Source organism: Streptomyces sp. T028 (genome assembly GCF_048159505.1).
Classification (GTDB): domain Bacteria; phylum Actinomycetota; class Actinomycetes; order Streptomycetales; family Streptomycetaceae; genus Streptomyces.
Map to the genome: position 1 here is coordinate 23,446 of NZ_JBLRVZ010000079.1, position 25,367 is coordinate 48,812.

The following is a 25,367-nucleotide window of genomic DNA, read 5'->3' on the forward strand; positions in this document are numbered from 1 at the left end:
AAGCAGACAATGGTGGGCGAATGATCCCCATTTCCCGGGAGGCAGAGGTGCGAGTACCCGTTGCGACCCTCACCGCCTGCGCCCTGTCGGCGGTTCTCCTCGTGGCAGGCCGCAGTGGCGCGGAGGAGAACGGCACCCCATCGGACGCCGGGATCGTCCTCCCGGCCACCGAGGACCAGGGCCTCTCCGAGGACGTAGGCCCCGAGACCGTCCCCGAGATTCCCGACCTGCCCGACGGCGGCGGCCTGGTCCCCGACGGACCCGACGAGTCCGACACCACCGAGCTGGTCGACGGCGTGGCCCTCGACTGAGACACCGTACGGCCCCGGTCGAAGAAGCCGAAGAAGTCGAAGAATCGGACGAATCCTGGCAAGGTGGCCCCATGGTTGATCGGGGAGCGAGCGCCCTGTCACTCCCGGACGACTGGCCCGCCCACCCGGATCCGATCCTGGCGCTCAACCGCATGGGCAGCTTCGACTGGGACCTGGACTCGGGGCTGTTCCACATGGACGCCCGGGCCCACGAGATCTTCGACCTGCGGCCCGACGAATTCGACGACGACCCCGCCTCCCTCGCGATCCGCGTGCCGCCGAACGAGGCCATCCGGCTGGACGAACTGGTCTCCCAGGCCATCAAGGACGGCAGCGAGAACTACGGCTCCTACTTCCGTACGCGGCTGCGCGACGGCACCCTGCGCTGGACCCACACCCAGGGCTACATCCGCCGCGACGCCACCGGCCGCCCCCGCCGGATCGTCGGCATCGTCCGTGACGCCACCGACGAGCTGAGCGACCTCGCCGCCCGCGACGAGGCGGCCGGACTCGACGACGCCCGCCGCGAGCAGACCAACGTCGTCCAGCTCACCACGGCCGCCCTCGCCCACGCCCGGACCGTGCAGGACGTCATCGACGTCCTCAAGGACACCCAGGGCCTCACCCACCTCGGCGCCACCAGCCTCGTCATGGGCCTGGTCGAGGCCGGCCGGATCCGGCTGGTCGCCGAGGGCCCCGAGGGCAGCTTCGTCCCCGGCACCCTGGTCACCCGGATCGACGAGCCGTACCCGATGAGCGAGGTCGTACGCACCCTCACCCCACGCTTCATCGAGTCGGCGGACGAGTTCGCGGCCGGCTACCCCGTGCTGTGGCCGCACATCACCGACCTGCGGATCACCTCGGCGGCCTATCTGCCGCTGATCGTCCAGGCCCGCCCCATCGGCGCGATGGGCCTGCTCTACAGCAACCGCGAGGGGTTCACCCAGGAGGAGCGCAACATCCTCGTCGCCCTCGGCAGCAGCATCGCCCAGAGCCTGCAGCGCGCGATGTTCTACGAGCAGGAGAAGGACATCGCCCAGGGGCTCCAACAGGCCATGCTGCCCCGCACCATCCCCAGCGTGCCCGGCGCCGACGTCGCCGTCCGCTACCGCGCCGCCACCATCGGCGGCACGCTCGGCCGCGACATCGGCGGCGACTGGTACGACCTGATCCCGCTGCCCGGCGGCCGGGTCGGCGCAGTCATCGGCGACGTCCAGGGCCACGACACGCACGCCGCCGCCGTCATGGGCCAGCTGCGGATCGTCCTCAAGGCCTACGCCGCCGAGGGCCACACCCCGGCCACGATCATGGCCCGTGCCTCCGTCTTCCTCCACGAACTCGACACCGACCGCTTCGCCACCTGCCTGTACGCGGAGGCCGACCTCGCCACCGGCGTCGTCCAACTGGTCCGCGCCGGACACATCGACCCCCTGCTGCGCGCCGCCGACGGCAGCTGCCGTCGCGTCCACGTCCCGGGCGGGCTGCCGCTCGGGCTGTCCGCCGAGTTCGGCAGCCTCGAGTACCCGGTCGGCACCATCGAACTCGACCCCGGCCACACCCTGCTGCTGTGCACCGACGGTCTGGTCGAACAGCCCGGCACCGACCTCGACGACGGCATGCGGGGCCTCGCCGCCCTCGTCGCCGCCGGCCCCGACGACGTACGCAAGCTCGCCGACCAGCTGATCGACGTCGCCGAGGAGCGCGGCGGGGACGACGACGTGGCCCTGCTCCTGCTGCGCCGCCGGGGCCTCGACACCCCGCGGACCGGCGGACGGCTCCAGCAGCACGTCGCCCCCGGTGACCCGGAGGCGCTCACCGCCGCCCGGCACATGATCCGGGCCGCCGTACGCGCGTGGGGCGCCCGCGACCGCGCCGACGAGATCGAACTGGTCGCCGACGAACTGATCACCAACGCCCTCATGCACACCGAGGGAGCCGCCATCGTCACCCTGCGGGTCCTCGCGGGCGGCGGCGACCGGCGGCTGCGCGTCGAGGTCGAGGACTCCTCCAGCGCCCTGCCCCGCCGCCGCGAGGCCGGCGTCTCCGGCGTCTCCGGCCGCGGCCTGCTTTTGGTGGACCTGCTCGCCGACGTCTGGGGCGTGGAGGCACGCGGCGGCGGCAAGTGCGTATGGTGCGAGTTCGTCGCACGCGAGCCCCGGTGACCCCCGTGGCACTCTGGACGTATGCCGGAACTCCCCGAGGTCGAAGCGCTCAAGGACTTCCTGACCGAGCACGTCGTCGGCCATGAGATCGTGCGCGTGCTGCCGGTGGCGATCAGCGTCCTGAAGACGTACGACCCTCCCGTCACCGCCGTCGAGGGACACGAGGTCAGCGCGGTGCACCGGTACGGCAAGTTCCTCGACCTGGAGACGGACGCCGGCCTCCATCTAGTCACCCACCTCGCGCGGGCCGGCTGGCTGCAGTGGAAGGACCGCCTCCCCGACGGCCTGCCCCGGCCCGGCAAGGGGCCCCTCGCCCTGCGGGTCGCCCTGGAGACGGGCGAGGGCTTCGACCTCACCGAGGCCGGCACCCAGAAGCGGCTCGCGGTGTACGTCGTCCACGACCCGCAGCAGGTCCCCGGGGTCGCCCGGCTCGGCCCCGACCCGCTTGCCGCCGACTTCGACGAACCCCGCCTCGCCGGACTCCTCGCGGGCGAACGCCGGCAGCTCAAGGGCGCGTTGCGCGACCAGAGCCTGCTCGCGGGCGTCGGCAACGCCTACAGCGACGAGATCCTGCACGCGGCGAAAATGTCCCCCTTCAAACTGGCGGCCTCCCTGACCCCGCAGGAGATCCACACCCTCCACGAGGCCCTGCGCACCACCCTCACCGAGGCGGTCGAGCGGTCTCGGGGCCTGGCCGCCGGGCGGCTGAAGGCCGAGAAGAAGAGCGGCCTGCGCGTCCACGGCCGCACGGGCGAGCCCTGCCCGGTGTGCGGCGACACCATCCGCGAGGTCTCCTTCAGCGACTCCTCGCTCCAGTACTGCCCCACCTGCCAGACGGGCGGCAAGCCGCTCGCCGACCGGAGGCTGTCGCGGCTGCTGAAGTGAGGACGGGCGGGCTCGGGGGCGCGGCTCACCAGATGGTGTTGGCGATGGGGTAGCCGATCGCCATGATCACGCCCACGACCATCGCCGGGAGGGCCAGCAGCCGTGCGGTCCAGATCACCGATCTCGTGGTGCTCGCCGTGGACGCCGGGTAGTGGCGGGGGTGGGCCTCCAGCTCGCGCCCGGCGAGGGAGCACAGCAGCAGCGCCACGGCGGCTGTGATCAGTGAGACGACGAGGGCCGTGAGCATGCCCGAGTCACTGATGTGAGCCCCGAGGTCGCCCTTCAGATCCTGCAGCGCCTGTACGGCCGTGTTCGCCTTGTAGACGGCCCGCGCGGCGGTGCCGACCGAGGCGACGGCCAGGACCAGCGCGGTCCCGGCGAGCACCGGAGCCCGCTGCGAGGGCTGGGCCCGCGTCCCGGCGGGGGGCGGCGTCCCGGCGGGGGGCGCGGAGGGCGCACCCTCGGACACGGGTGCCCGCCGCGGCCCCGGCGTCCGCTGCCCAGCGGGCTCCGCCCGGACGGGCGTGGGTTCCTGAGCCCGCGCGGGGTTCCGTCCTGACGCGGGCTTCTGGACGGACGCGTCCGCCACGCCCCGACGGGCCGGGGCTCCGCCGTCGTCGCCCTGACCGGCTCTGCCGTCGGCCGCATGCTGCCGCCCATGGACTCGGGCAGCGCCACGGCCCTCCGGCGGCGCCCCGGCCCGGTCGGCGCTGTCCGACACGGTGGGGCGCCTGCTCTTGTCGGCGTCCACCGGCGCGGGGTGGTCTCCGTCCGGTTGGCGTCCGTCTCCATGGGCCCTGTCGGGGACCACCTGCTCTCCGCCTTCTCGGCCTTCTCCGGCGCCCTGCGATGCGGGGTGGACTCTGCCGCCGCTGCCCCCTTCGGCCCCGGTACGGCCTCCGCCGCCGACATCGGCCGACGTGGGACGGACTCCGTCCCCTTGCGCCCCTTCGGCTGTCGCATGCCTTTCGTCGTCCACGGTGCCCTCCGGCACCGCAGGGAACCCGCCTTGGCCGTCACCCTCGTCCACCGGCCGTCTCATCGCCGACGGAGGCGGCGGAGGCGGCGGAGGAGGCGGGGGCGGAGGCGGCGGCTGCTCCGGCTCCGGTTCGGGCACCGGGGCCGGGGCCGGGACGATCTCCGCCTCCACCTGGAGGGTCACCTCGCCGGTGATCCCCTTCAGCAGCAGCTCCCCGCTCCGCCGCCCCGGTCTGGACGTGTCGACGCTGATGTCGAGTCCTTCGGGCGACCCCTCGGCCGACAGCCAGTCGCCCGCCGGAGAGGTCGGATACGGGGTGCAGGTGCGGGCCAGGGGCGGGCCGAGCAGATGGACCGGCCGGTGCGGGGTCTCGGAGTTCTGCGGTACCCGGCCGAAGTCCAGCCGCATCGGATCGGGCCGCAGTTCGGTGTCGGCCAGAGCCTTGCGCGCCTCGTCCGAGACCACCCGGATGTCGTTCTGGACGATCTCCTCCAGGGCGTCGCGCGCCCCCAGCGCCTTGGCGAGGTCCGCGCTCTCCGCCCAGGCGTGCAGTTCCGCCACCGCACCCAGCCGGGTGTAGAAGTTGGCGGCGTCCATGGCCTTGCGCAGGGCAGGCGGCACCGGCTTGGCCGCGATGCGCCGGTGCCGGCTGTGCGCGAGATACATGTCGCCCTGCATGTCGACGGTGCGGCCGGGCGTCTGGTGCGGGCTCTGCTGCCGGACGTGGTCGAAGACGTACTCGTACAGCTCGTCCAGGGACACCTCGCCGTCCTCGTCGAGGTCGGCGTCCCCGGTGGTGAGGCCCTCCACCACCGCGTGGGTGAACACGGAGGGCCGCGGAGTGGTGGTCCGGGTGAGCTGGGTGCCCTCGAAGGCGTACTCCATGGAGTTGGAGGCGGTGATCACGGCCCAGCCCCGTCCGCCGCCGAGTTTCTCCCCGGCGAACGACTCCAGCACATGGACGTCCCCCGCGGCGCGGACCGACGACGAACCCCGGGAGAAGGCGCCGCCGTAGCAGCAGTCGAGGAACAGCACGGTCCGCCTGGCCCGGGTGCGGAACATGCAGTGGCGGACGAACTGCGCCGAGACCGCCGTCGCCTCCAGCAGCCGGGGTTCGGTGTCCCGGGCCGCGAAATACAGGGATCCGGATTCGCTTTTCAGGCCGTGGCAGGAGAAGTGCACCATCAGCGTGTCCTCGCGCCCGCCCTCGGAAAAGAAACGCTCGATGCCGCGCCTGATGGCGTCCACCCGTTCGTTTCTCAACACTTCCACATCGAAATCGCCGATCTCCGGATCGCCCAGGACTTCCGCGAGGGAGACGGCGTCCTGCGCCGGTGCCCGCAATTGTCGGAGGCCCTGGTCGTCGTACCGGTCATTGGCGATGATCAGCGCGTGCCGGGTGGTGGTCATGGCTCACGCCTCGATCGGGGAATGACGCTTGACGAACAGGTCGAACGCCTCCGACACCTGTTCCGTCGTAGCCTCGGAGATCTCCAGCTCGTCGTCGTCCAGGGTCAGCCGCAGGGTGGGACGGGTGCCCCGGCAGCGGTCGCGCCACTCCCGGATGGCGTTCACGACCTGGGAGAGCCCGGCGGCGGTGCTGCCCAGGCTGACCAGCAGGGCCCCGATCGTGGTGATGTCCACGGCGCGGGCACCGGGCGGGAGGTCCTCCTCGTCGGTGACCGTCGTGACGTCGTCCACGTCGAGCTGCAGCAGTTCCGCGCGCAGAAAACCGGTCAGTTCCGCGATGTCCTCGGCTTCCGCGCCTTCCTCGGTCAGGAGGATTCGCAAAGTCTTTTCCATCGGTGGCTCCCCGTCTCGACAATATCTTGTGCCGAAACGCGGGCCGCCGCAAATCGCGATTTCACCGGGAAAGACCCTGGAATCACTGGAATCACTGGAATCGCTGTCCGAGAACGAGGTTGAATTCGACACGAAGTGACCTGAACTCACTTCGGGTCGGCATCACCGGGAGGGCAGGGTGACCAGATGCTCGCCCTCGGCGGTGCGCAGCTCGTAGTGGGCGACCTCGTCGGGGTGGTAGGCGGTGGCGCCCTTCATCGTGTTGGGGCGGGCGTCGTGCAGCGGAACGTTCCAGCTCGTGACGGTCTGCTCGGAGCCGTCGTGGCCGATGGCGATCAGCCGGCAGTCGCGGGGGCCCGCGCCGTCCTTCACCTTCAGCTCGATGTCGCTGCCCCAGGCCTCGTCCTCGATGGTCACCTGCGCCCACACGCCCGACTTCTCGTCGGTGGCGGTGACCCGTACCGCGTCCTCAGTGTCGTCACCGCCCGCCATCATGGCGACCGCGGGGCCGACGAGCGCGATCACCACGGAGGCCGCCAGTGCGAACATCACCCTCCGGCGGGCGGCCCGGTGCCGGGCGGCCACCTCGGCGAGCAGTTTGTCCAGCAGCCGCGGCCCGGGCCCCGCGAAGGGGTGAACGCTGCGCGGGGTGGCCCGCCGGTAGAGCATCATCTGCCGCGCGGTGGGGCCGAACTCGGTGACCTGTGCCGCGCATTGAGGACACTCCATGAGGTGGTCCTCGAAGCGGAAGGCCTCCGCCTCGTCCAGCACGCCGAGCGCGTACGCGCCGACGTCGCGATGCCTCTCCAGGGACCTCATGCCGAAACCTCGTGCCGTTGAGTGCCAGTGGGGTTACTCCTTGCTCCCACCGGTACGGACCAGGCACACGAATCACTCAGGCGCGTACCGAATCGTGACCCAGATGTTCGGAGCGGCCGGGCTCGCGGATTGGTCGGAATCTAAAAAAGATGGATCGCGAGGTGTCCGAGGGGCAGTCCGAGCTGCCACGCGGGCGTCCACACCTTGGGTCCCTCGTCCTCGCCGACCCCCGGGGAGCCGCCCGGGACCGCGTTGAGGTCGGGGGCGAGCAGCTCGGTCTCCTCCAGCCAGCGCCAGGCGGCCTCGGCCAGTTCGAGATCGGGTGAGGGGCCGTCCGACTCCTTCGCCTCGGCCCTCAGTTGGGACATACGTTCGTCGACCCAGTCCTGCCACGGCTGGTCGTACGCCGTGAGCGAAAGCCAGGTCTCGAGCTGAGTGACGACCCGGATACCGGGCAGTTCGCCGTCGGTGTCGGACAGGAAGATGGTGAGCGCCAGGGCGTCGCGCCCGGCGCGGAACTCGAAGGACGTCGGCGGCATCAGATCGCCGGTCCGCAGCAGTTCGTCGGCGATGTACTCGGCGTACAACCAGGCCATGGGGACGGTCAGTTCGCCGCCGCCGGCGCCGTCCGTGCTCTGGTGACCTCTGTGCAGCATCCCTTCCTGCCTTCCTCCGGTGCGTGCGCGTCGCCCGTCGCCGGGCCCCTGGAGTCCGGTGGCCGGCCCCCAGTCCGGAACACGGATAAGGACACCCGATTACTCAACCGGGGTCCTCGGCAAGGCGCTTTGCGAAGGCTTGACTCGGCCGTGGGTTTCAGCCCAGGTCGGGCGCGTATCCGGGAAGCACTCGGCGCAGGGCGCGCAGCGCGTAGTACGCGCGGGACTTCACGGTACCGGGCGGGATGCCGAGGGCTTCGGCGGCCTCCGCCACACTCGCCCCCTGGAAGTACACGAGCACCAGGACTTCACGGTGTTCGGGAGTGAGAGTCTTCACAGCCTCGCGCACATCGAGGGCTGCGGCCGCCCGTTCGGCGTGGTCGGCACAGACCGGCGCGTTCTCCAGCACCGCGTCCCCGACCTCCGGGGGCCGCGCCTGCCGGGCCCGCCGCGCGTCTATCGCGAGCCGCCGTCCGACGGTCAGCAGCCATGGCCGTACGGAGTCGAAGGCGTCGGCGCGCAGGGCCTCGGGATGCTGCCAGGCGCGGACGAGGGTCTCCTGGACGAGGTCCTCGGCGCGCTGGCGGTCGCCGTCGCAGAGCCGCAGCAGCAGCGCGAAGAGCGGCCGGCCGTGCTCGCGCTGCAGCGCGGCGAGTTCGTGCTCGGCGGTCGTCTTCGGGGCGGCGAGGGCGGTTCCGGCGGTCATGGGCGTATGGCACCGCAAGGCACCGGTTGCGGACAGGGCGCGCACACGGCTCTGCGACGGACGGTCGATCGCGTCGACGAACGGTTCGACGAACGGTCGGGGCGCTACGCCGATCGGGCGGCCCGTCGGGAGCGGCGGGGCGGTCCGTCCGGAGGCATGCGCTAGGAGTGGAGCGTGCGTAAATATGACAATCCATCTGAATCGGGGTGACTCATGATCGTCGCACGCAGGCATGCGGTGGCCCTGGCCGTGACCGCCCTTCTCGCGGCCGGCGCCGCATGCCAGGCCCATGAACGTGAGCAGCGGCTGCCCCAGCGGCCCGGGCCCCCGGCCGCCTCCGCCGCCCGCGGCTTCACCCTCGTGGCCTCCGGCGACGTCCTCCCGCACAGCTCCGTCATCGAACGCGCCCAGTTCGACTCCGGCGGCACCGGATACGACTTCCGCCCCATGTTCGAGGACATCAAGCCCGTGGTCTCCCGATCCGATCTGGCCCTGTGTCACATGGAGACCGTCTACGGCGCGAACGGCGTCTACAGCGGCTACCCCGTTTTCAGGTCCCCGCCCGAGATCGCCCAGGCCCTCGCCGCCACCGGCTACGACGGCTGCTCCACCGCCTCCAACCACAGCCTCGACGACGGCGCCGCCGGAGCGCAGCGCACCCTGGACGCCCTCGACGGCGCCGGCGTACGGCACGCGGGCACCGCCCGCTCCCAGGCCGAGGCCGACGCGGTCACCCTGCTGCACGCCGGCTCCGCCGAGGTCGCCCATCTCGCCTACACCTACGGCACCAACCTCCCGGTACCCGCCGAGCAGCCCTGGACCGTCGACCTCACCGACGAGCACCGCATCCTCGCCGACGCCAGGGCCGCCCGGAAGACGGGCGCCGACGTGGTCGTCGTCTCCGTGCACTGGGGCACGGAATGGCAGGACGCGCCGGACGACCGCCAGCTCGCCCTCGCCCGTACCCTCACCGCCTCCCGCACCGCGGGCCGCCCCGACATCGACCTCGTCCTCGGCACCCACGCCCATGTCCCGCAGGCGTACGAGAAGGTCAACGGCACCTGGGTCGTGTACGGCATGGGCGACCAGATCGCCGGTGAGATGTTCAACCACCAGGGCGTCGAGGATCCGCGCGGCAACGAGTCGACGGTCGCCCGCTTCACCTTCGTACCGCCCGCCAGGCCCGGCGCCCGCTGGGAGGTGGCCAAGGCGGAGTTCCTGCCGCAGATGTTCGACGTCGACGCCGGCCGCGTGGTGAACCTCAACAAGGCGATCCGGCAGGGCGCCGGAGTGGCGGGCGTGCGCGACCGGATCCGTGACGTCGTCCTCAGCCGGGGCGCGGCCAAGGACGGGCTGGTGATGGGGGAGTAGCCGGACGGGCCGGCGATGGGCAGTGGCCGACGCCTGTGCCGTCAGTCCTCGACGTCGACGTGGTCGAACGTCCTCAGCATCTCCGTCAGCACCCGCACGCAGGCCCGCACCTCGGCGTCGGTGAGATCGCCGCCGACCTGGCGGTTCAGGGTGTGCTCGCGGTCGAGGACGGTGGCGATGAGCCTCTCGCCCGCGTTGGTGATCCGGATCAGTGAGGACCGCTGGTGCGCGGGGTTCGGGACGCTCTCCACCCAGCCGTGCGCCGCCGCGTCGTTGACCATGCGCTGGACGAACTGCCGGCTCAGCGCCATGACCCGGCCCATCTGCGGCACCGTCAGGTCCCCCTTCCTGTGCAGCAGGTCCAGCACGGAGCGCACGCCGACCGAGGCGCCCTCGACCTCCTCGCCCTGCTCCACCTTGCGCAGGGCGCGCCGGTAGAGCGGGCCGACGAGGTCGAAGACCTCGGTGAGGCGGTGACCGAGTTCATCGGGCGGGAGGGGGGTGTCGTTCACCCCCACATCATGCACGCCCGGCAGCATGACAACCTGGTTGTCAAATCCTTCGGAGAATGACACCTTGGTTGTCATGACTGCTGTCCCGGAACCGAAGTACTGCCCCTCCTCCGACGGTGACCTCGCCTACCACGAGGCGGGCGCCGGGGACCTCGTGGTCCTCCTCCACTCGGGGTTCGTCGACCACCGTGTCTTCGACGCCCAGATCCCCGCCCTCGCCGAGACCCACCGGGTCGTCGCGGCCGACGTGCGCGGCCACGGCCTCTCCGCCAACGCGAGCGGACCGTTCCGCTGGGCCGACGACCTCGCCGAGCTGCTGCGCCACCTCGACGCGGGGCCCGCCGTGCTCGTCGGCGTCTCGATGGGCGGCGTCATCGTCAGCGACACCCTGCTGGAACATCCGGAACTGGTCCGGGCGGCCGTCGTCTGCGGTGCCTCGACCGGCGAGTTCCAGGACTCGGACCCCTGGCACCGGGAGATCCAGGCCGAGACCGCCCGCACCCTGGCGGCCGGTGACGTCGAAGGCTGGCTGACGTCCTTCCTGAGCTATGCGCCCGGCCCGCACCGCACACTCGACGACATCGACCCGGCGATCCCGCGCCGGCTGCGCGAGATGGCCCTGCGCACCCTGTCCAAGCACACGCCCGGCGAGCGGAACTGGCTGGTGCCGGTGACCGACACCTGGTCCCGCGTACCGAAGATCGACGTCCCCGTGCTCACCCTGAACGGCGCCCTCGACACCGCCGACGTGCTCGCCGCCGCGCAGCGCCTCGCCGACGGCGTGCGGCACGGACGAGCCGTCCTCGTCGACGGCGTCGGGCACTATCCGAACATGGAGAAGCCGGCGGAGTTCACCGCGGTGATCAGGGACTTCCTCAAGTCCCTCTGAAGGTCCCTCTGAAGGTCCCTCTGACACGAGGGGGGAGGGGCGCTACGGCACCACCGTCACCGGCCACCGCCCCGCCTTCACCAGACGCACCGCGACCGAGCCGACGATACGGTGTCCGGCCTGCTCGGAGGCGCCGACCACCACCGCGTCGGCCTTCAGCTCGTCCGCCGCCCTCACCAGACCGGTGTAGGGGTCGCCGTGGAAGGTGTGGAACTCCCAGCGCACGTCGAATATCCCGCGCATGCGCTCGGCGGCCTCCCGGATCTGCGCGACCAGGTCCTCGGCGATCTGCCCGGTCGTCTCCGCGACCGGCACCCCGACGGCCGCCCCCGCCGCCATCACCGGCTGCACGTACACCACGGCGAGCAGCGCGTGCTGGCGGCGGGCCAGACCGCCCGCATAGGCCGCGGCCCGCAGGGAGGAGTCGGAACCGTCGACCCCCACCAGGACGACCTTCGGGCCGTCCGTCCCCCGCTCGAACCGCTGCAAAGGCTCCCGTGAGGGCTGCTGAGCGTCCTGTTCCGTCACGCCCCGAGGCTATCGGAACCCCCACCTCCACCCACGGCCCGCCCTCTCGACGGGCGGCCCCGCCCGGGTGTTCCTGCAGTCGGTACATGAGTGCCACCGTGGACACCGCCACGGCCGAGGACCCCGCGGGCCCGATACGACGGCCCGCGGACCGTTTCCTCGGCCGGGTGTCCGACGGCCTCGCGACCTTCTTCGGCGCCCCCCCGTCCGCTCCGCCTCCCGCCGCCCATCCCGGACCTCGTGACCGCGTCCGCCCGGCCTTCGAGGAGGGTGCCCGCACCGGCACGCCCCTCGCCCCGCAAGCTCCGGGGCAAACGGCGCCCGAAGAGCCGGGCCCCGGCCGACCGCCACCGAAGGCCTGCCGCCCCGGCGGCGCTCGGCCTCGACGGAGGGGACGAGGCCGGGGGCCCCGGCCCGGACGCGGACCTGCCCGAACAGGCCCGCGTCCGGCCTCACGATCCGCGAGACACTCCCGTTCCCCCTGGTACGCCACCACTGACATGATCGACGACATGCCGCCCCCGCCCTTCCCCCTCCCACCCGGCGCCACCGGCTTCTTCCCACCGCACGCGCCCCTCCCGGAGACGGACCCGCGAACCTTCCGCACCGCGCTGTACACGGCGGCCCGTGCCGCGCGTGGCCGGGTGGACGAGGTCGAGGACCACGTCCACCCGCGTACGTACCGCACCGGCACGGTGATCCACCCGGCCGGGCGGACCGTCGTCCTCGGCCATCTCCACCACCCGTGGATCGCCTTCGTCCCCGAGCGCCGGGACGCCTACGCGGACGAGTTCCTGTCCCCGCCGCCCTGGGCGGACGTCTTCAGCGCCGCCGGTTTCCTCGTTCTGACGGGTGATCAGCTCTCCGTGCCTCTCGCCGGGGAGGCGTCCTCGGGGCTCACCCCCTTCGAGTGGCGGCAGGCCGTGTATCACGGCACCGCCACGCTGGGCGGGGCCGTGTTCAACACCTGGGACTGACCGGCGCTGCGCCGGAGGGTGGAATCGTGTGACCGGTGCGGTGCGCGGGAGGCCGGACGGGCGACTGATGACTGTATGAAGAAGGATCAGTTGTTCACCCGGCGCCGGATCCTGCTCGTCGGCGCCACCGCCGCCGCGGGCGCGGCCGGAACCGCCGGGCTGCTCGCCTGGGGACCGGACGACACGGCCGAGGACACCGCGGGCCCGGCCGCCGGCGCCCCGGCCCGCCTCGCGATGAAGCCCTCCGCCTACCGCCTTCAGCCCCTCACCGGATACGGCCCTCCGAGCGCCCCGCCCGACCGGGTCCCGGTCCGCCGCGAACCGCTGACGATCCTGCCGGGGCCCGGCCGCACCATGGTGCTGACCTTCGACGACGGCCCCGACCCCCGCTACACCCCGCAGATCCTCGACACCCTCGCCCGGTACGACGTCCGCGCGATGTTCTTCGTGTGCGGGGAGATGGCCGTCGACCACCAGGACCTGCTGGCCCGGATGGCCGACGAGGGCCATGTCGTCGGCAACCACACCTGGTCCCACCCCCTGCTCACCCAGCTCTCCCGCCGCCGCATCCGCTCCGAGATGACCCGCACCAGCGAGGTCATCGAGAGCGGCTACGGAGAGCGCCCCCGCTGGTTCCGCGCCCCCTTCGGCGCCTGGAACCGCGCCGTTTTCCAACTGGGCGCCGAACTCGGCATGGAACCCCTCGCCTGGACGATCGACACCCTCGACTGGACCACCCCCGGCACCCGCACCATCGTCGAGCGGGTCCGCGAGGGCGCCGGCCCCGGTGTCGTGGTCCTCTCGCACGACGCCGGCGGCGACCGCACCCAGAGCGTCAAGGCCCTGCGCCGCTATCTGCCCAGACTCCTGGACTCCGGTTACGCGATCACCGTCCCGCAGCGGCAGCACATCTGACCGGGGCGTCCCCCGCCCGCCGGGCCTGGACCGCTCAGCGGACCTCGACCAGGCGGGCGAAGGCGACGACATTGCCGTCGTATCCGTTCGCCTGCGAGAAACCGCCCCCGCAGGTGATGACCCGCAGTTCGGGCGCGCCCTTGGAGGCGTAGACACGGTCGCCGGGAAAGTTGTTCTTCGCGAAGACCTCGATGCCGTAGATCTCGAAGACCGCCGTCTTTCCGTCCTGCCGCGTCACCTCGACGCGATTTCCCTTCTTCAGGGCGCCGAGTCCGTAGAACACGGCCGGGCCCAGCCTGTTGTCGACGTGGCCGACCACGACCGCCGTCCCCTTCTCGCCGGGCGACACGCCCCCGGTGAACCAGCCCGCCAGATTCGGGTCCTCGGGCGGTGGGGCGCCCACCCAGCCGTCCGCGTCCAGACCGACCGGCATCACCGGGGCGTTCACCTGGATGGCGGGAATCGCGACCCGGTCGGGCTGGGCGAACGGCAGCGGGGCGGGGGTCCGGCCGAAGGCGTCCGAGGTGGCGCGGCTGTCCGGGGCCGCCGCCGCGGCGGGTTGCGGCGGGCCGATGTCGAATTCCCCCGAACCATTCCGGATGAGCGCCAGACCGGTCAGCAGAACAAGCGCTATCACCCCCCAGGGGGCACGCTTCTTCTGCCGTTCCTCCTCTTCCGCCCGCTCGGACAGTTGGTAACCGGACATGCGGCATCCCCTTTCGACACGGCCGCCGCCGCATCCCTTTCGCGCATATCAGAACGCTAAGTCCCGTACTGGGAACCGGCGACGGCTCGCGTGCGAACGGGTGGCCGCCGCACCGGTCGGTGCGCCATCCGAGTCGCCACCCGAAGGATTTTTCTGACGGTCCGTGACCTGCGGCGATGGATGATTGCGCGCTTTTCCCCCGGCGTGTCCTCTCACCAGGACGGACCATTCCCGAAATGCGGGCGCGTGCACGGCATCTGAGGGTCGTTCCGGGAGGCGTTCTCTCGCCGACAGACCGGGGACGGGACCCGGGGCGCCTTCCGCGGAGGATCATATGCGCACCACTCGTCTCCTGACGGCCTCGGCGGTCTCGGCCGCCGCGGTCGCCGCCCTCGGCCTCGCCACGCCCGTGGCCGTCGCGCGCGACGGCATCCCGCGCGACGGCATCGCGCGCGACGGAATGAACGTCAGCCCGAGGAACATCGTCGTCCAGCCCAGCGTGATCGCCCGTGGCGGCCAGATCACGGTCACCGTCGACGGCTGCCCGCAGGGCGGCACCATGACCTCGGACGCCTTCGGGACGGCCACCCTGAGCTCGTTCAGCGGCGCCGGCCAGTCCGCCAGGGGCACCGCCACCATCAGCGACAACGCCCGCCCCGGCAGCTACGACCTCACCGTGAACTGCTCCGGCCGCACGCTGGTCAGCCCGCGCGCCTTCACCGTGCTCGGCGGTGTCCGCGGAGGTCTCGGCGGCAGCAGCTCCAGCGGTGCCACGCCCACCGACATCGCCATCGGCGGCGGGCTGGTCGCCGCGGCCGTGGCCGGCGGCGGGGTGTTCTGGATGCGCCGCCGAGCCGAACGCCGTATCTGACGCGCGCTCACCCGCCGTATCGAAGGCGCGTATCGCACAGGGTCCATGACGGCACCGTCCACCAGGGCGGTGCCGTCAGGCCGTGTCCGCGTCCTTGCGGCGGCGCGAGAGGTGGTACGCCGCTGCCGCGACGGTGGAGGGCAGCACGCTGTACCGTTGCTCAGAGCCTCAGCGCTCTCAGCATTGCGCCCGTTTCCGGACGGAAGGTCCGTACCGCCCACAAGCTCGGCGGCTTACGGTCCGCGCTTCAACGACCATCGCCCGGACAAGCCCAGGTCTTACATGGCCACGTAGTGTTTTACGTCTCCGAGCCACTCCCGGCGACGGTGGGCCGTGGCCCACGGGCGCGTGTTCAAGCTGCCGCCGCACTGTGACCGGATGGCTCGGCTTTCGCCGCCCGGCAGTAGCTTCCACCCCCTCGGACACGACGTAGTGGCCGTCGTCGCTCGCGACGGCGGCCGAAGCGACGCGTATCGCGCGCATGGTGGATCCTCCGGTCTCCGAGGAGCCGCGGCGGACCGGTTCCGCTCGCGCCAGAAACGCACCTCGATGACCGAAACGCTAGGAACAGGTGTGGGCCCCGCGCGATCGCAGTCGCGCGAATGGGGCACGCGTGTGGGCCGCTCAGGGGACGACCGTTCCTGCCCGAGGGGGACGGCCTCGGCGTGTCGTCCGGATCCGCCCCCTCCGACGGCGCGTCAGCCCCCGGCGTTCGGGAACAGGTGCAGGAAGGGCTCGGCGGACGCGGCGATGCCCCGGCTGTAGGGCGCGTCGAAGTCCCAGATGAGGAAGAGCAGGAAGGCGATCAGGGCGGAGAAAAGACCGGCCAGGATCAACTCGCGGGGTGTGCGCCGGATCTGCAGCGCGAAGACCATGCCGATGGTGATGACACCGCCCGCCAGCAGCCCGAACCACACCACTCCGGGCATGGTCGCCCCGGTCGAGCCGGCCCGGGCGTTGCGCGCCTGGTCAGCGGTGGCCATCTGGTCCAGGACCGGCTGGTAGGCCTGCGCCTGGAAATCGTTCGCGGGCTCGTGGTCGGTGACGTCGACGCGGACCTTGTGCAGGAGTTCGTCCCCGCGCTCGGTCAGCTCGCCCTTGTCGGCCATCGCCTTCCACTCCGTGGTGACGACGTGTCCGACATAGGCGTTGACATCCGCCCGAATGCGGTCGCGGACGTCGGGCGGGTACACCCGTACCCGCTCCGAGATCTCGTGCAGCGCCTGGGCCTCCGCCTGGACGTGGTCCTCGGCGCCGCCCCGCGCGTCCCAGACGCCCGCGATGGCGAGGCCCAGGACGATGGCGTACACCACGCCGATCCACATCGTCATGTACTCGATGACGTCCGGGGTCTCGGACGGGTCCTCGTCCTCGGCCGCCGTGCGGTCCCGTACGAGGGTCACGGCGACCACCACCACGCAGGCGGCGAGCATCGCGAGGGTGAGAACAAGCCATTCCGGCAAGACATGCCTCCTGGTTCAGTGCTTTGCGCTCCGCTGGGGGTGGCGCGATGTGCCGTTTGTCGTCTGCGGCCTCGTCGTGGCTGGTCGCGCCCACGCGGCGGAGCCGCATATCGATAGGGCCTCGCGCCCCTTTGGGGCGCTGCCGAAGCGCGGTCGCTATCGCCCGACCCCCCTAGCGGGGCCGCAGTGCGGCTACTGCGGCCAGTGCGGGCACGGTGATGAGCAGGATGTAGGTGACCGGTGGGGTGCTGTCGCCGGCCGGGCGCGGGCGTGGCTTGGAGTGGTACTCCGGGTAGCTGACGGGCGTCGCCGAGGGGGGCGGGGTGGGTTTCGGCGGTGTCGGGGCCAGCCGCGGCGGTGGTGCCACGGGTGCGGGCGGCGGGGGCGTCGGTGCCGGCCGGGGCCTCGGCGCGAGGCTCGGCCTCGGGGGAGGCGTGGGCCTGGGCGTCGGTTTCGGCGTCGGCGTGGGCGTGGGCGTGGGCGTGGGCTTCGGCGGTGGCGGAGGCGGCGGCTTGGGTGGCGGTGTCGGGACCGGGCACACCGTGGGCATCGCGGGCTTGGGGAACTTCGGGAACTCCGGCGGTTCCCCGGGCTCCGCCGTCGGCCAGGAGGGTCCTCCCGCGACCGCCACCGCCGAGGTGCCGTCCGGGCCCGTCGAGGCGTACGCGCACGCGTCGGCCGCGGCCACCCCGGCCGGCGCGGCCGCGAGGATCCAGGCCGCCGCCATCACGGACAACGCCCGGGTGACGAGGGCGGATCGGATCGGTTCGGGTCCATGCACGACGGAGATCATGCGATCCGACACGCCCGCCTACGCGCGGGCCGACCGGGATTGCCCCGAACGAGGGAAGTCCGCGTCCTCGGGTTTGGCGGGCGTATGTTCGCGCCTCCACTCCGGGCGCGGCTGTACGAGCCCGCGGAGGGCGCCGCCGCCTGGCGTGAAGCGGTGCTCGGACCCTCCGACCACAGGCGCCGGAAAGTTTTTTGTGCCGCGTTTGAACACAACGGCCGCCGCCATGCGTACCCAGTGCCGTGCGGCGGCGCAGCAGGGCGCTGCAACACCCTTAGGACTATCGGGGAGTTGTTGACGATGAAGACCTCCTGGCGGAGCGCCTCACTCGTGGCGAGCGCTGTGGGCGTGCTGGCGCTGACGACGGCGTGCGGTCAGGAAAGCGGTACGTCCGCGTCCAGCCAGAACGTGGGCGCCACCGCCCAGGCCGGCGGTATCGGCGGTGTCGGCAGCGGCATCGGCGGTGTCGGGGCCGGTACCGGTGCGTCGGCCAGCGCGAGCGCGCCTGCGGCCGGCGCCGGTGCGCAGGGCGCCACGGCGGGTGAGCTGGCGATCTCCACCAACGCCGAGCTCGGCAATATCCTGACCGACTCGAAGGGGATGACCCTCTACCGCTTCGACGCGGACACCGCCGAGCCGCCGAAGTCGAACTGCGACGGCGACTGCGCCACCACCTGGCCGCCGGTCTCCGCCGACGACGTCTCCGCGGGCGACGGCATCGACAAGTCGCTGCTCGGTGAGGTCACCCGGTCCGACGGCACCAAGCAGCTGACCGTGGACGGCTGGCCCGCCTACTACTACGCCAAGGACGCCAACGCCGGTGACACCACCGGCCAGGGCGTGGGCAACAAGTGGTTCGCGCTGGCGCCCGACGGCAAGAAGGCCAAGGCGCAGTCCGCCGCGGCCGGTCTGTCGGTGCGCAACGACGCCAAGCTCGGCAAGATCGTCGTCGACAAGAACGGCATGACGGTCTACCGCTTCGTCAACGACAAGGCGTGGCCGAAGCCGGTGTCGAACTGCAACGACGCCTGCCGCGACAAGTGGCCGATCGTCGACCCGGTCGACTTCTCCGAGACCAAGGGGATCCAGGAGAAGGGCTACATGAACTTCACCCGGTCCGACGGCGACAAGCAGCAGACCATCAACTGCTTCCCGATCTACACCTTCTCCGGTGACAAGTCCCCCGGGGACATCAACGGGCAGGGCGTCGGCGGCACCTGGTACGCCGTGGCCCCCAACGGAGATCTGGTCGGCGCGCCCAACCAGTAGGGATCACCTCCCCAGGGCTGGTCCCCGCACCTGCTGAACGAGCGTGTCCGACCACAGGTCCGCCCCCTCCGCGCCGCAACGGAGGGGGCGGATCGCCGTTTCCCGGTTCATGCCGCGTATGCGTAGACTTTCGCCGCCCTTCAGGCGGCTTTGGAACTCTCCGGAATGCCTCGGACACTTTTCGTAGGCCCTTCGGGGATGTCGATCCGGCACGTGCCGCAGGCAGTGACCGGGAACGGACGGTCAATTTCCGTTTCCACTCGCCCCTTTGGCGGGCGATCAGTAGCCTCAGCTCGAACACCGGATCGCCTACGCCTTGGAGAGATAGATGGAGCGTCCCGCCTGGGCCCCTCGGAGCATCGACATCTCGGTGCCCAGCGTCTCGCGGATCTACGACTACTTCCTGGGCGGTTCGCACAACTTCGAGGTCGACCGGGAAGCGGCCCGCCGGGCCATGGAGTTCGCGCCCGGGCTACCGAAGATCATGCAGGCGAACCGGGCGTTCATGCGGCGCGCGGTGCGCTGGGCGGCGGGCGAGGGCATCACCCAGTTCCTGGACGTCGGTTCGGGCATCCCCACCTTCGGCAACGTCCACGAGGTCGCCCAGGCGGCGAGCCCGGGCGCCCGGGTCGTCTACGTCGACCACGACCCGGTGGCCGTGGCGCACAGCCAGGCGGTCCTGGAGGGCAACGAGCACGCGGGGGTGGTCGCCGCCGACCTGCGCAAGCCGCAGGAGATCCTGGGAAGTCCCGTGGTGCGGGACCTGATCGACCCGGAACGGCCGGTGGCGCTGCTGCTGGTTGCGATACTGCACTTCGTGGAGGACGCGGACGACCCGTACGCGGCGGTGGCCGAGCTGACCGAGGCGCTGGCACCCGGCAGCGTGCTCGTCCTCACGCATGCCTCGTACGAGGGAATGCCGGTGGCCCGGGAGCAGAGCGAGGCGATGGTGGACGTGTACAAGGACATCCGCCTCCCGTTGATCATGCGCACGCGTGACGAGGTCGCGCGGTTCTTCGAGGGGTACGACATGGTGGAACCGGGACTGGTGCCGATGCCCTACTGGCGGCCGGAGACGGACCCTCAGGACGAGGATCCGTACACGTTCTGCGGATTCGCCGGCGTGGGGCGTACCGCGTGACCGCCGCGCCGGACGGGCCGGAGGACAGACTGCGCCGGTTCGCGACGATCTGGAGCCGGGCCGTGTTCCCGGTGACGTCGACGTCGCTGACCCGGCCGGAGTTCGAGGAGCAACTCCTGCCGTCGGCCCGCCGGTTGCGTGAGGCACTGCTGGCGAGGACCTTCGACGCGGACACGGGACGGGCGGTCGGCGCGGCCCTCGTCGAGGCGCACTGCACCGACCCCGAGGCGCTCAGCCGCGCCCTCGACTGCGTCGACGCCTATCTGGTGCTGTACTGCGGCGAGGACGGTCCCCAGGAGGAGCTGCGCACCCGGGCCTCCCGGCTGCAGCACGCCATGGCCGCCGGGTACGCGCAGGCGCTGCGCGAGCGCACGCTCGCCGAGCAGGAGGCCATCGCGCAGGCCGCGCTGCAGGCCCAGGGCGTGGTGGCGCAGGCGCTGCACGCGAGCGAGGCCCGCTTCCGCGCGGTCTTCGAGGGCGCCGCCATAGGGATCGGCATGGCCGACCTCGACGGCAACATCCTCCAGGTCAACGGCGCGCTGCTGCGTATGTTCGGCATCTCCGAGCAGACCATGCACGGCCGTAACGTCGTGGATTGGACGCATCCCGAGGACGCGCCGCAGACCTGGAGGCTCTACGACGAGCTCGTACGCGGCGAGCGCGAGCACTACCACCTGGAAAAGGCGTTCTACCGCCCTGACGGAACGGTCCTGTGGACCAACCTCACGGTGTCCCTGCTGCGGGACGCCGACGGCAACCCGCAGTACCAACTGGCCCTGATGGAGGACACCACCGAGCGCCGGCTGCTCAACCTGCGGCTGCGCTACGAGGCCACCCACGACGCGCTGACCGGCCTGCCCAACCGCACCCTGTTCTTCGAGCGCCTGGAGAAGGTGCTGGGCGCGGGCGAGCAGCAGCGCTTCGGCCTGTGCTACCTCGACCTGGACGGCTTCAAGACCATCAACGACAGCCTCGGCCACGCGGCTGGTGACCGGCTGCTCGTCGAGGTCGCCGACCGGCTGCAGTCCTGCGCGACCGCGCCCGGTGAGATGGTGGCCCGCCTCGGCGGCGACGAGTTCGTGGCGCTGACCACCGGCACCGAGACCCGCCGCGAGGTCGACGACCTCGCCGCTCGCATCCAGAACGCCCTGGTCGCGCCGGTCCGTATCGACGGCCGGGAGCTGACCGTCCGCGGCAGCATCGGCATCGTCGAGGGGCAGGCGGGGGAGCGCAACGCGGCGGAGGTGCTGCGCAGCGCCGACATCACCATGTACCGCGCCAAGTCGGCGGGCGGCAACCGCTTCGAGCTCGCCGACCCGGAGGCCGACGCCCGCACGATCACCCGCCACGGACTCACCACCGCGCTCCCGACGGCCCTGGAGCGCGGTGAGTTCTTCATCGAGTACCAGCCGCTGGTACACCTCGGCGACGGCAGCGTGCGCGGCGCCGAGGCCCTCGTCCGCTGGCTGCATCCGCAGCACGGGGTACTCGGCCCCGACCGGTTCATCCCGCTCGCCGAGCACACCGGGCTGATCGTGCCCCTGGGCCGCTGGGTCCTGGAGCAGTCCGTACGGCAGGCCCGCGCCTGGCGAGAACGCGACGGCGACGCCGATCCCGGCCCGCTCCGTATCAACGTCAACCTCTCGCCGTGCCAGCTCACCCATCCCGGCCTGGTGCAGGACACGGTCGACATCCTGGAACGCACGGGCGTCGCACCGCAGGCCCTGTGCCTGGAGGTCACGGAGTCCGCCCTGATCGGCGCCGACGACGACCTGCTCAAACCCCTGCGCCGACTGGCCGAGATGGGCGTCGACATCGCCCTGGACGACTTCGGCACCGGCTACTCCAACCTCGCCAACCTGCGCCGACTGCCGGTGAGCGTGCTCAAGCTGGACCGTTCCTTCACCCAGGGCATGCAGCAGTTCCCGGCCGACCCCGTCGACCTCAAGATCGTCGAGGGGATCGTCGCACTCGCCCACAGCCTGGACCTCGCGGTCACGGTCGAGGGCGTGGAGACCGGCGCCCAGGCCGAGCAACTGCGGATACTGGGCTGCGACACCGCCCAGGGCTGGTACTACGCCCGCCCGGGCCCACCGGAGCGCCTGCACGAACTGGCCCTGGTGGACGCGACCGGCTGAGAGTCTGACCGGCACGGCCACGCGCCCCTCGCCCGCCGCTTCCGGCATCGGCACCACCCGGGAGCGGACGGCGGGGGCGTTCCCCGTCTCCGAATCCACCAGCGTTCCCGCCCGACGCGCCCGTGCTGCCCCGGCCGGCTCCCGGAGACCTCATCCGGCTGCTCAGAGCCTGTGTCATATCCCCGGCCGGGCGCGCGACGTCTGGCACGCTCCCCCAGAGGGGGCACCCCCACCCTCGGAGGGGGCACCCCCACCCTCGGAGGGGGCACCCCCACCCTCGGAGGGGGCCCCAGCCGCGTTGCCGAACCGCCCACGTGGCTCCTCCCGCACGCTCGGCTTCGCTCGCGCGGGGGCACCCCCATCGAGGGCGCTCCGGCGCCTTGCGATCGCACGCTCCCCCACGCTCGGCTTCGCTCGAGCGGGAGGGGCCCCCATGACGCCGCGCGCTGATCCGGCCGGGGATATGACACAGGCTCTCAGGGCCACTCCTACGACAGCGCGGTCCGGGTGCCGTGGGGCGAGTGGACGGGCCCGTCACCCTCCGCCGGGTTCTGGGGGTCCCGCACGCGGCTTCCGACCCGGGTGACTCCGCCGGGGTGGATGCCCGTGGACCCCCTCCCGTCCGGCCCGCTGCCGGCCGCCCGTTCGGCCAGGTCGTCCGCCACCGCGACGGCCGCCCGCACCAGCGCCGCCGTCGCCGTCGAGCGGGACTGCTGGGGCCAGACCACGGTCAGCAGTGACGGCGGGGCGTCGGGGACCGGTCGGTAGACGACACAGGGACGCGGATAGCGCTCGGCGACGGAGGCGGGCAGCAGGGGGGTCGGGCCGCCGCCCATGCCGACGAGCGTGAGCAGCTGGGCGAGGTCGTGACCCGCGCGCACCTCGTCGATGTACCGGTGCACATCGCCGGCGCGCAGGCCCAGGTCGGCCAGCGACAGCCCGGCCCGGCCGGCCAGCGGATGGCCTGCGGCCAGGGCGGCGACGCGCGGCTCGGCGATCAAAGGCTCGGCGTCGAGGCCGGTCCGGTCGTACGGCTCGTGCACCAGGGCCACATCGGCCTCGCCCCGGCGCAGCAGCTGGGGTTGCTCCTGCCAGCCGCTCAGCCGGACCGCGACCGGCACCGCCGCCGGGTCGGCGGAGTACCGTGCGAGAATCGGCTCCAGCAGCCCCGAGTCCCCGTCCGCCTTCACCGCCAGCACCAGCTTCGGTTCGGCGTCGGCCGCGCGGCGCGCCCGCAGCCCTGCGGCGTCCAGGGCGTCCAGCGCGAACCGGGCCTCCGCCAGCAGGGTCTCGCCCGCCGGAGTCAGCGCCACGCTGTGGGTGGTGCGCTCGAACAGAACCGCTCCCAGCTCCGACTCCAGCTGCCGGATCGCACGGGACAGCGGCGGCGGGGAGATGCCCAGCCGCTCGGCGGCCCGCGCGAAGTTCAGCTCCTCTGCCACGGCGACGAAATAGCGCAGCGGACGGGATTCCATGGGCCTCCGATCGGTATTGCCCTGAGGGTAACAAGCGCGAGCGAAGCGGACCTTCAGTTCACCGCCCCCCGGCGGCAGGCTCATAGGCGTCCCAACCAGGCTTGTTCCAGGAGCAGTTCATGATCGTCGTCACCACCCCCACCGGACAGATCGGCCGTGAGGTCGTCACCGGTCTCCTCGACGCCGCCGTATCCGTCCGGGTGATCGCCCGCGACCCCGCGGCGCTGGCGCCCGCGGTGCGCGAGCGCGTGGAGGTAGTCCAGGGGTCGCACGCCGACCCCGCCGTGCTGAAGGAGGCCTGCGAGGGGGCCGAGGGCGTGTTCTGGCTTTCCCCGCCGAACTTCGCCGCCGACAGCGTCGAGAGGCATTTCCGGGCCTTCACCGCCCCACTGGTCGAGACGATCGGCGTCGAGGACCCCTTCCGTGTCGTCGCCGTCTCCACCCTGGGCCGCGGGGTCGCGAGGAACGCCGGGCTGGTCTCCGCCTCGCTCTCCATGGACGAGGCGATAGCCGCCACCGGCGTCCGCTACCGCGCCCTGTGCGCGCCGTTCCTGATGGAGAACCTCCTCTCGCAGGCGGCCTCGGTCCGCGACACGGGCACCCTGTCCCTCCCACTCGTGCCCGACCACGTGCTGCGGCTGTGCGCCGTCCGGGACATTGGTGCCACAGCAGTGAGCCTGCTTCTCGACGGGACGTGGACCGGCCAGGAGGACGTCCCCCTGGCGAGCCCCGACGACCTCACACCCGAAGGCATGGCCGGGGTCCTCGGTGAGGTGTTCGGCCGCCCGGTGAGCGTGCGGTACATCCCCAGCGCCGAGAACAAGGCCCTGATGACAGCCCTCGGCGCGAGCGAGGCATGGGCACAGGGCTACGCCGACATGGTCGACGCCCAGAACGAACAGCACCTCTACGGCGCCTCCCAGGTACCTACCCCCGACCGCGCCCCCACCACCTTCCGCCGGTGGTGCGAGGAGGTGCTCAGGCCGGCGGCCGAGCGGTAGTCGTCCCGAGCGGCAGTCGTCACGAGCGACAGTCGTCACCGTTCCAGCAGCATCCGCTGCAGTTCCCTCGCCGCCCTCGGCGGTGCCACATCACTGCGGTGCGCGAGGGCGATCGTGCGGTACAGGCCGGGCCGGGCGAGCGGGGTGACCCGTAGACCCCGGCCCGACCGGGCCGCCACCATCCGCGGGACGACGGCCACCCCGAGCCCGGCCCGGACGAACCCGAGGACCGCGTCCATCTCCCCGCCCTCGACCGCGAAGCCCGGCTCGAAGCCCTCCGCCCGGCACGCGGCCACGGTCAGTTCCCGCAGGTCGTAGCCGTGCCGGAACATCACCAGGCGCTCGCCCTCCAGATCGGCGATCCGGACCGTGCGCCGCCCGTCGCCCGGCTTGGGCGCCTCGGGGGAGGACACCACGACGAGATCCTCGCGCAACAGCTCCACCGTCGTCAGCGCGGGCGAGGGCGTCGGCAGCGGCAGTACGACCAGGGCGAGGTCGAGGGCACCGCGCGCGAGCTGCCGTACGAGGTCGTGCGAGCCGCCCTCCTCGATCAGCAGCCGGATGCCCGGGTAGCGGTCGTGGAAGGCGCGCAGCACGTCCGGCAGCAGACCGGTGCACAGACTCGGGGTGGCCCCGAGGCGCACCCGGCCGCTGCGCAGCTGAGCCAGCTCCTGCACCTCGTACCGCGCGGTCTCGGTGTCCGCGAGGATCCGCCGGGCCAGCGGCAGCAGCGCCTCGCCCGCGTCGGTGAGCGTGATGTTGCCGCGCGCCCGCTGGAAGAGATCCGCCCCCAACTCCCGCTCCAGCGCCCTGATCTGCTGCGACAGCGAGGGCTGCGCGACATGGACCAGCTCGGCGGCCCGGGTGAAGTGCCGGGTCTCGGCCACCGCCACGAAGTACTGGAGCTGCTGGAACTGCACCTCTCCAGGATAGGCGGCTCGATAGAGGTTTCCTATCGAAACCAGCCGTTTCATGTCTTGGACCGATGAGGCCGAACGGC

Annotated in this window: 23 protein-coding genes and 1 pseudogene; 12 read left to right on the forward strand and 12 right to left on the reverse strand. The window is 71.9% G+C overall.

Translation table 11 applies throughout. The features are described from left to right. The first annotated feature begins 47 nt into the window (after positions 1-47). The 3 genes from ACLZN2_RS48555 (at position 48) to ACLZN2_RS48565 (ending at position 3,358) form a co-directional block, all read left to right on the forward strand. Positions 48-311 carry a hypothetical protein gene (locus ACLZN2_RS48555; RefSeq protein WP_416986481.1) on the forward strand — a complete coding sequence of 88 codons (264 nt, stop codon included), beginning with the start codon at positions 48-50 and terminating at the stop codon, positions 309-311. A 71-nt stretch (positions 312-382) separates the two neighbouring features. Continuing rightward, complete coding sequence (locus ACLZN2_RS48560) at positions 383-2,473, forward strand: SpoIIE family protein phosphatase (RefSeq protein ID WP_416986482.1); 2,091 nt, start codon at positions 383-385, stop codon at positions 2,471-2,473. A gap of 21 nt (positions 2,474-2,494) precedes the next feature. Further along, positions 2,495-3,358 carry an Fpg/Nei family DNA glycosylase gene (locus tag ACLZN2_RS48565; protein WP_416986483.1) on the forward strand — a complete coding sequence of 288 codons (864 nt, stop codon included), beginning with the start codon at positions 2,495-2,497 and terminating at the stop codon, positions 3,356-3,358. A gap of 25 nt (positions 3,359-3,383) precedes the next feature. On the opposite strand, the gene ACLZN2_RS48570 is transcribed toward ACLZN2_RS48565, so the two are convergent. The 5 genes from ACLZN2_RS48570 to ACLZN2_RS48590 all read right to left on the reverse strand — a co-directional run bounded on the left by ACLZN2_RS48570 (position 3,384) and on the right by ACLZN2_RS48590 (position 8,321). Next, positions 3,384-5,747, reverse strand: a complete 2,364-nt coding sequence (locus ACLZN2_RS48570) for a caspase, EACC1-associated type (protein WP_416986484.1) — start codon at positions 5,745-5,747, stop codon at positions 3,384-3,386. 3 nt (positions 5,748-5,750) lie between these two features. Then, positions 5,751-6,140, reverse strand: coding sequence for a hypothetical protein (locus tag ACLZN2_RS48575; protein WP_416986485.1), 390 nt, complete (start codon positions 6,138-6,140; stop codon positions 5,751-5,753). Positions 6,141-6,302: 162 nt separating this feature from the next. Beyond that, entirely contained in the window at positions 6,303-6,959 is a 657-nt protein-coding gene (locus ACLZN2_RS48580) for a zf-HC2 domain-containing protein (protein ID WP_416986486.1), read from the reverse strand. Between the two features lie 140 nt (positions 6,960-7,099). After that, a complete protein-coding gene (locus tag ACLZN2_RS48585) occupies positions 7,100-7,615 on the reverse strand; it encodes a hypothetical protein (RefSeq protein ID WP_416986487.1) in 516 nt (171 codons plus the stop codon). A gap of 157 nt (positions 7,616-7,772) precedes the next feature. Next, on the reverse strand, positions 7,773-8,321 hold the full coding sequence (locus tag ACLZN2_RS48590) for a sigma-70 family RNA polymerase sigma factor (RefSeq protein ID WP_416986488.1): 549 nt from the start codon (positions 8,319-8,321) through the stop codon (positions 7,773-7,775). 213 nt (positions 8,322-8,534) lie between these two features. Here ACLZN2_RS48590 and ACLZN2_RS48595 point away from each other — a divergent pair, with 213 nt between their 5' ends. Continuing rightward, a complete protein-coding gene (locus ACLZN2_RS48595; protein WP_416986489.1) occupies positions 8,535-9,692 on the forward strand; it encodes a CapA family protein in 1,158 nt (385 codons plus the stop codon). A 41-nt stretch (positions 9,693-9,733) separates the two neighbouring features. Here the strand turns inward: ACLZN2_RS48595 and ACLZN2_RS48600 are convergent, their stop codons facing one another. Continuing rightward, entirely contained in the window at positions 9,734-10,231 is a 498-nt protein-coding gene (locus ACLZN2_RS48600; protein ID WP_416986490.1) for a MarR family winged helix-turn-helix transcriptional regulator, read from the reverse strand. Positions 10,232-10,277: 46 nt separating this feature from the next. Between ACLZN2_RS48600 and ACLZN2_RS48605 the strand changes: the two genes are divergently transcribed. After that, positions 10,278-11,093 carry an alpha/beta fold hydrolase gene (locus ACLZN2_RS48605; RefSeq protein WP_416986491.1) on the forward strand — a complete coding sequence of 272 codons (816 nt, stop codon included), beginning with the start codon at positions 10,278-10,280 and terminating at the stop codon, positions 11,091-11,093. A 42-nt stretch (positions 11,094-11,135) separates the two neighbouring features. Here the strand turns inward: ACLZN2_RS48605 and ACLZN2_RS48610 are convergent, their stop codons facing one another. After that, positions 11,136-11,621 carry a universal stress protein gene (locus ACLZN2_RS48610; protein ID WP_416986492.1) on the reverse strand — a complete coding sequence of 162 codons (486 nt, stop codon included), beginning with the start codon at positions 11,619-11,621 and terminating at the stop codon, positions 11,136-11,138. 512 nt (positions 11,622-12,133) lie between these two features. On the opposite strand from ACLZN2_RS48610, the gene ACLZN2_RS48615 reads away from it, so the two are divergent. Together ACLZN2_RS48615 and ACLZN2_RS48620 are read left to right on the forward strand one after the other, a co-directional pair. Beyond that, positions 12,134-12,598: a hypothetical protein gene (locus ACLZN2_RS48615; RefSeq protein ID WP_416986493.1), complete on the forward strand. Its 465-nt coding sequence runs from the start codon at positions 12,134-12,136 to the stop codon at positions 12,596-12,598. Positions 12,599-12,673: 75 nt separating this feature from the next. Beyond that, positions 12,674-13,513 carry a polysaccharide deacetylase family protein gene (locus ACLZN2_RS48620; RefSeq protein ID WP_416986494.1) on the forward strand — a complete coding sequence of 280 codons (840 nt, stop codon included), beginning with the start codon at positions 12,674-12,676 and terminating at the stop codon, positions 13,511-13,513. A 34-nt stretch (positions 13,514-13,547) separates the two neighbouring features. Here ACLZN2_RS48620 and ACLZN2_RS48625 read toward each other — a convergent pair whose 3' ends face one another. Continuing rightward, positions 13,548-14,219, reverse strand: coding sequence for a class F sortase (locus ACLZN2_RS48625; protein WP_416986495.1), 672 nt, complete (start codon positions 14,217-14,219; stop codon positions 13,548-13,550). 334 nt (positions 14,220-14,553) lie between these two features. Here ACLZN2_RS48625 and ACLZN2_RS48630 point away from each other — a divergent pair, with 334 nt between their 5' ends. Beyond that, positions 14,554-15,090 (forward strand): hypothetical protein, encoded by a 537-nt coding sequence (locus tag ACLZN2_RS48630; RefSeq protein ID WP_416986496.1) that lies wholly within the window; start codon positions 14,554-14,556, stop codon positions 15,088-15,090. A 698-nt stretch (positions 15,091-15,788) separates the two neighbouring features. Here the strand turns inward: ACLZN2_RS48630 and ACLZN2_RS48635 are convergent. Beyond that, on the reverse strand, positions 15,789-16,553 hold the full coding sequence (locus tag ACLZN2_RS48635) for a hypothetical protein (RefSeq protein WP_416986497.1): 765 nt from the start codon (positions 16,551-16,553) through the stop codon (positions 15,789-15,791). A 172-nt stretch (positions 16,554-16,725) separates the two neighbouring features. Next, positions 16,726-17,334, reverse strand: coding sequence for a hypothetical protein (locus tag ACLZN2_RS48640; protein ID WP_416986498.1), 609 nt, complete (start codon positions 17,332-17,334; stop codon positions 16,726-16,728). Positions 17,335-17,643: 309 nt separating this feature from the next. On the opposite strand from ACLZN2_RS48640, the gene ACLZN2_RS48645 reads away from it, so the two are divergent. The 3 genes from ACLZN2_RS48645 (at position 17,644) to ACLZN2_RS48655 (ending at position 21,891) form a co-directional block, all read left to right on the forward strand. After that, complete coding sequence (locus ACLZN2_RS48645) at positions 17,644-18,612, forward strand: SCO0930 family lipoprotein (protein ID WP_416986499.1); 969 nt, start codon at positions 17,644-17,646, stop codon at positions 18,610-18,612. 328 nt (positions 18,613-18,940) lie between these two features. Continuing rightward, positions 18,941-19,753 carry an SAM-dependent methyltransferase gene (locus tag ACLZN2_RS48650; RefSeq protein WP_416986500.1) on the forward strand — a complete coding sequence of 271 codons (813 nt, stop codon included), beginning with the start codon at positions 18,941-18,943 and terminating at the stop codon, positions 19,751-19,753. Then, positions 19,750-21,891, forward strand: a complete 2,142-nt coding sequence (locus tag ACLZN2_RS48655) for a putative bifunctional diguanylate cyclase/phosphodiesterase (protein ID WP_416986501.1) — start codon at positions 19,750-19,752, stop codon at positions 21,889-21,891. Before ACLZN2_RS48650 ends, ACLZN2_RS48655 begins: the two co-directional genes overlap by 4 nt. Positions 21,892-22,547: 656 nt before the next feature. Here the strand turns inward: ACLZN2_RS48655 and ACLZN2_RS48660 are convergent. After that, positions 22,548-23,366 (reverse strand): annotated as a pseudogene (locus ACLZN2_RS48660) (LysR family transcriptional regulator); the annotation flags it as partial. Positions 23,367-23,485: 119 nt separating this feature from the next. Here ACLZN2_RS48660 and ACLZN2_RS48665 point away from each other — a divergent pair. Then, positions 23,486-24,367 carry an NmrA family NAD(P)-binding protein gene (locus ACLZN2_RS48665; protein ID WP_416986502.1) on the forward strand — a complete coding sequence of 294 codons (882 nt, stop codon included), beginning with the start codon at positions 23,486-23,488 and terminating at the stop codon, positions 24,365-24,367. 35 nt (positions 24,368-24,402) lie between these two features. Here ACLZN2_RS48665 and ACLZN2_RS48670 read toward each other — a convergent pair whose 3' ends face one another. Then, positions 24,403-25,287, reverse strand: a complete 885-nt coding sequence (locus ACLZN2_RS48670) for a LysR family transcriptional regulator (RefSeq protein WP_416986504.1) — start codon at positions 25,285-25,287, stop codon at positions 24,403-24,405. Positions 25,288-25,367: the final 80 nt, after the last annotated feature.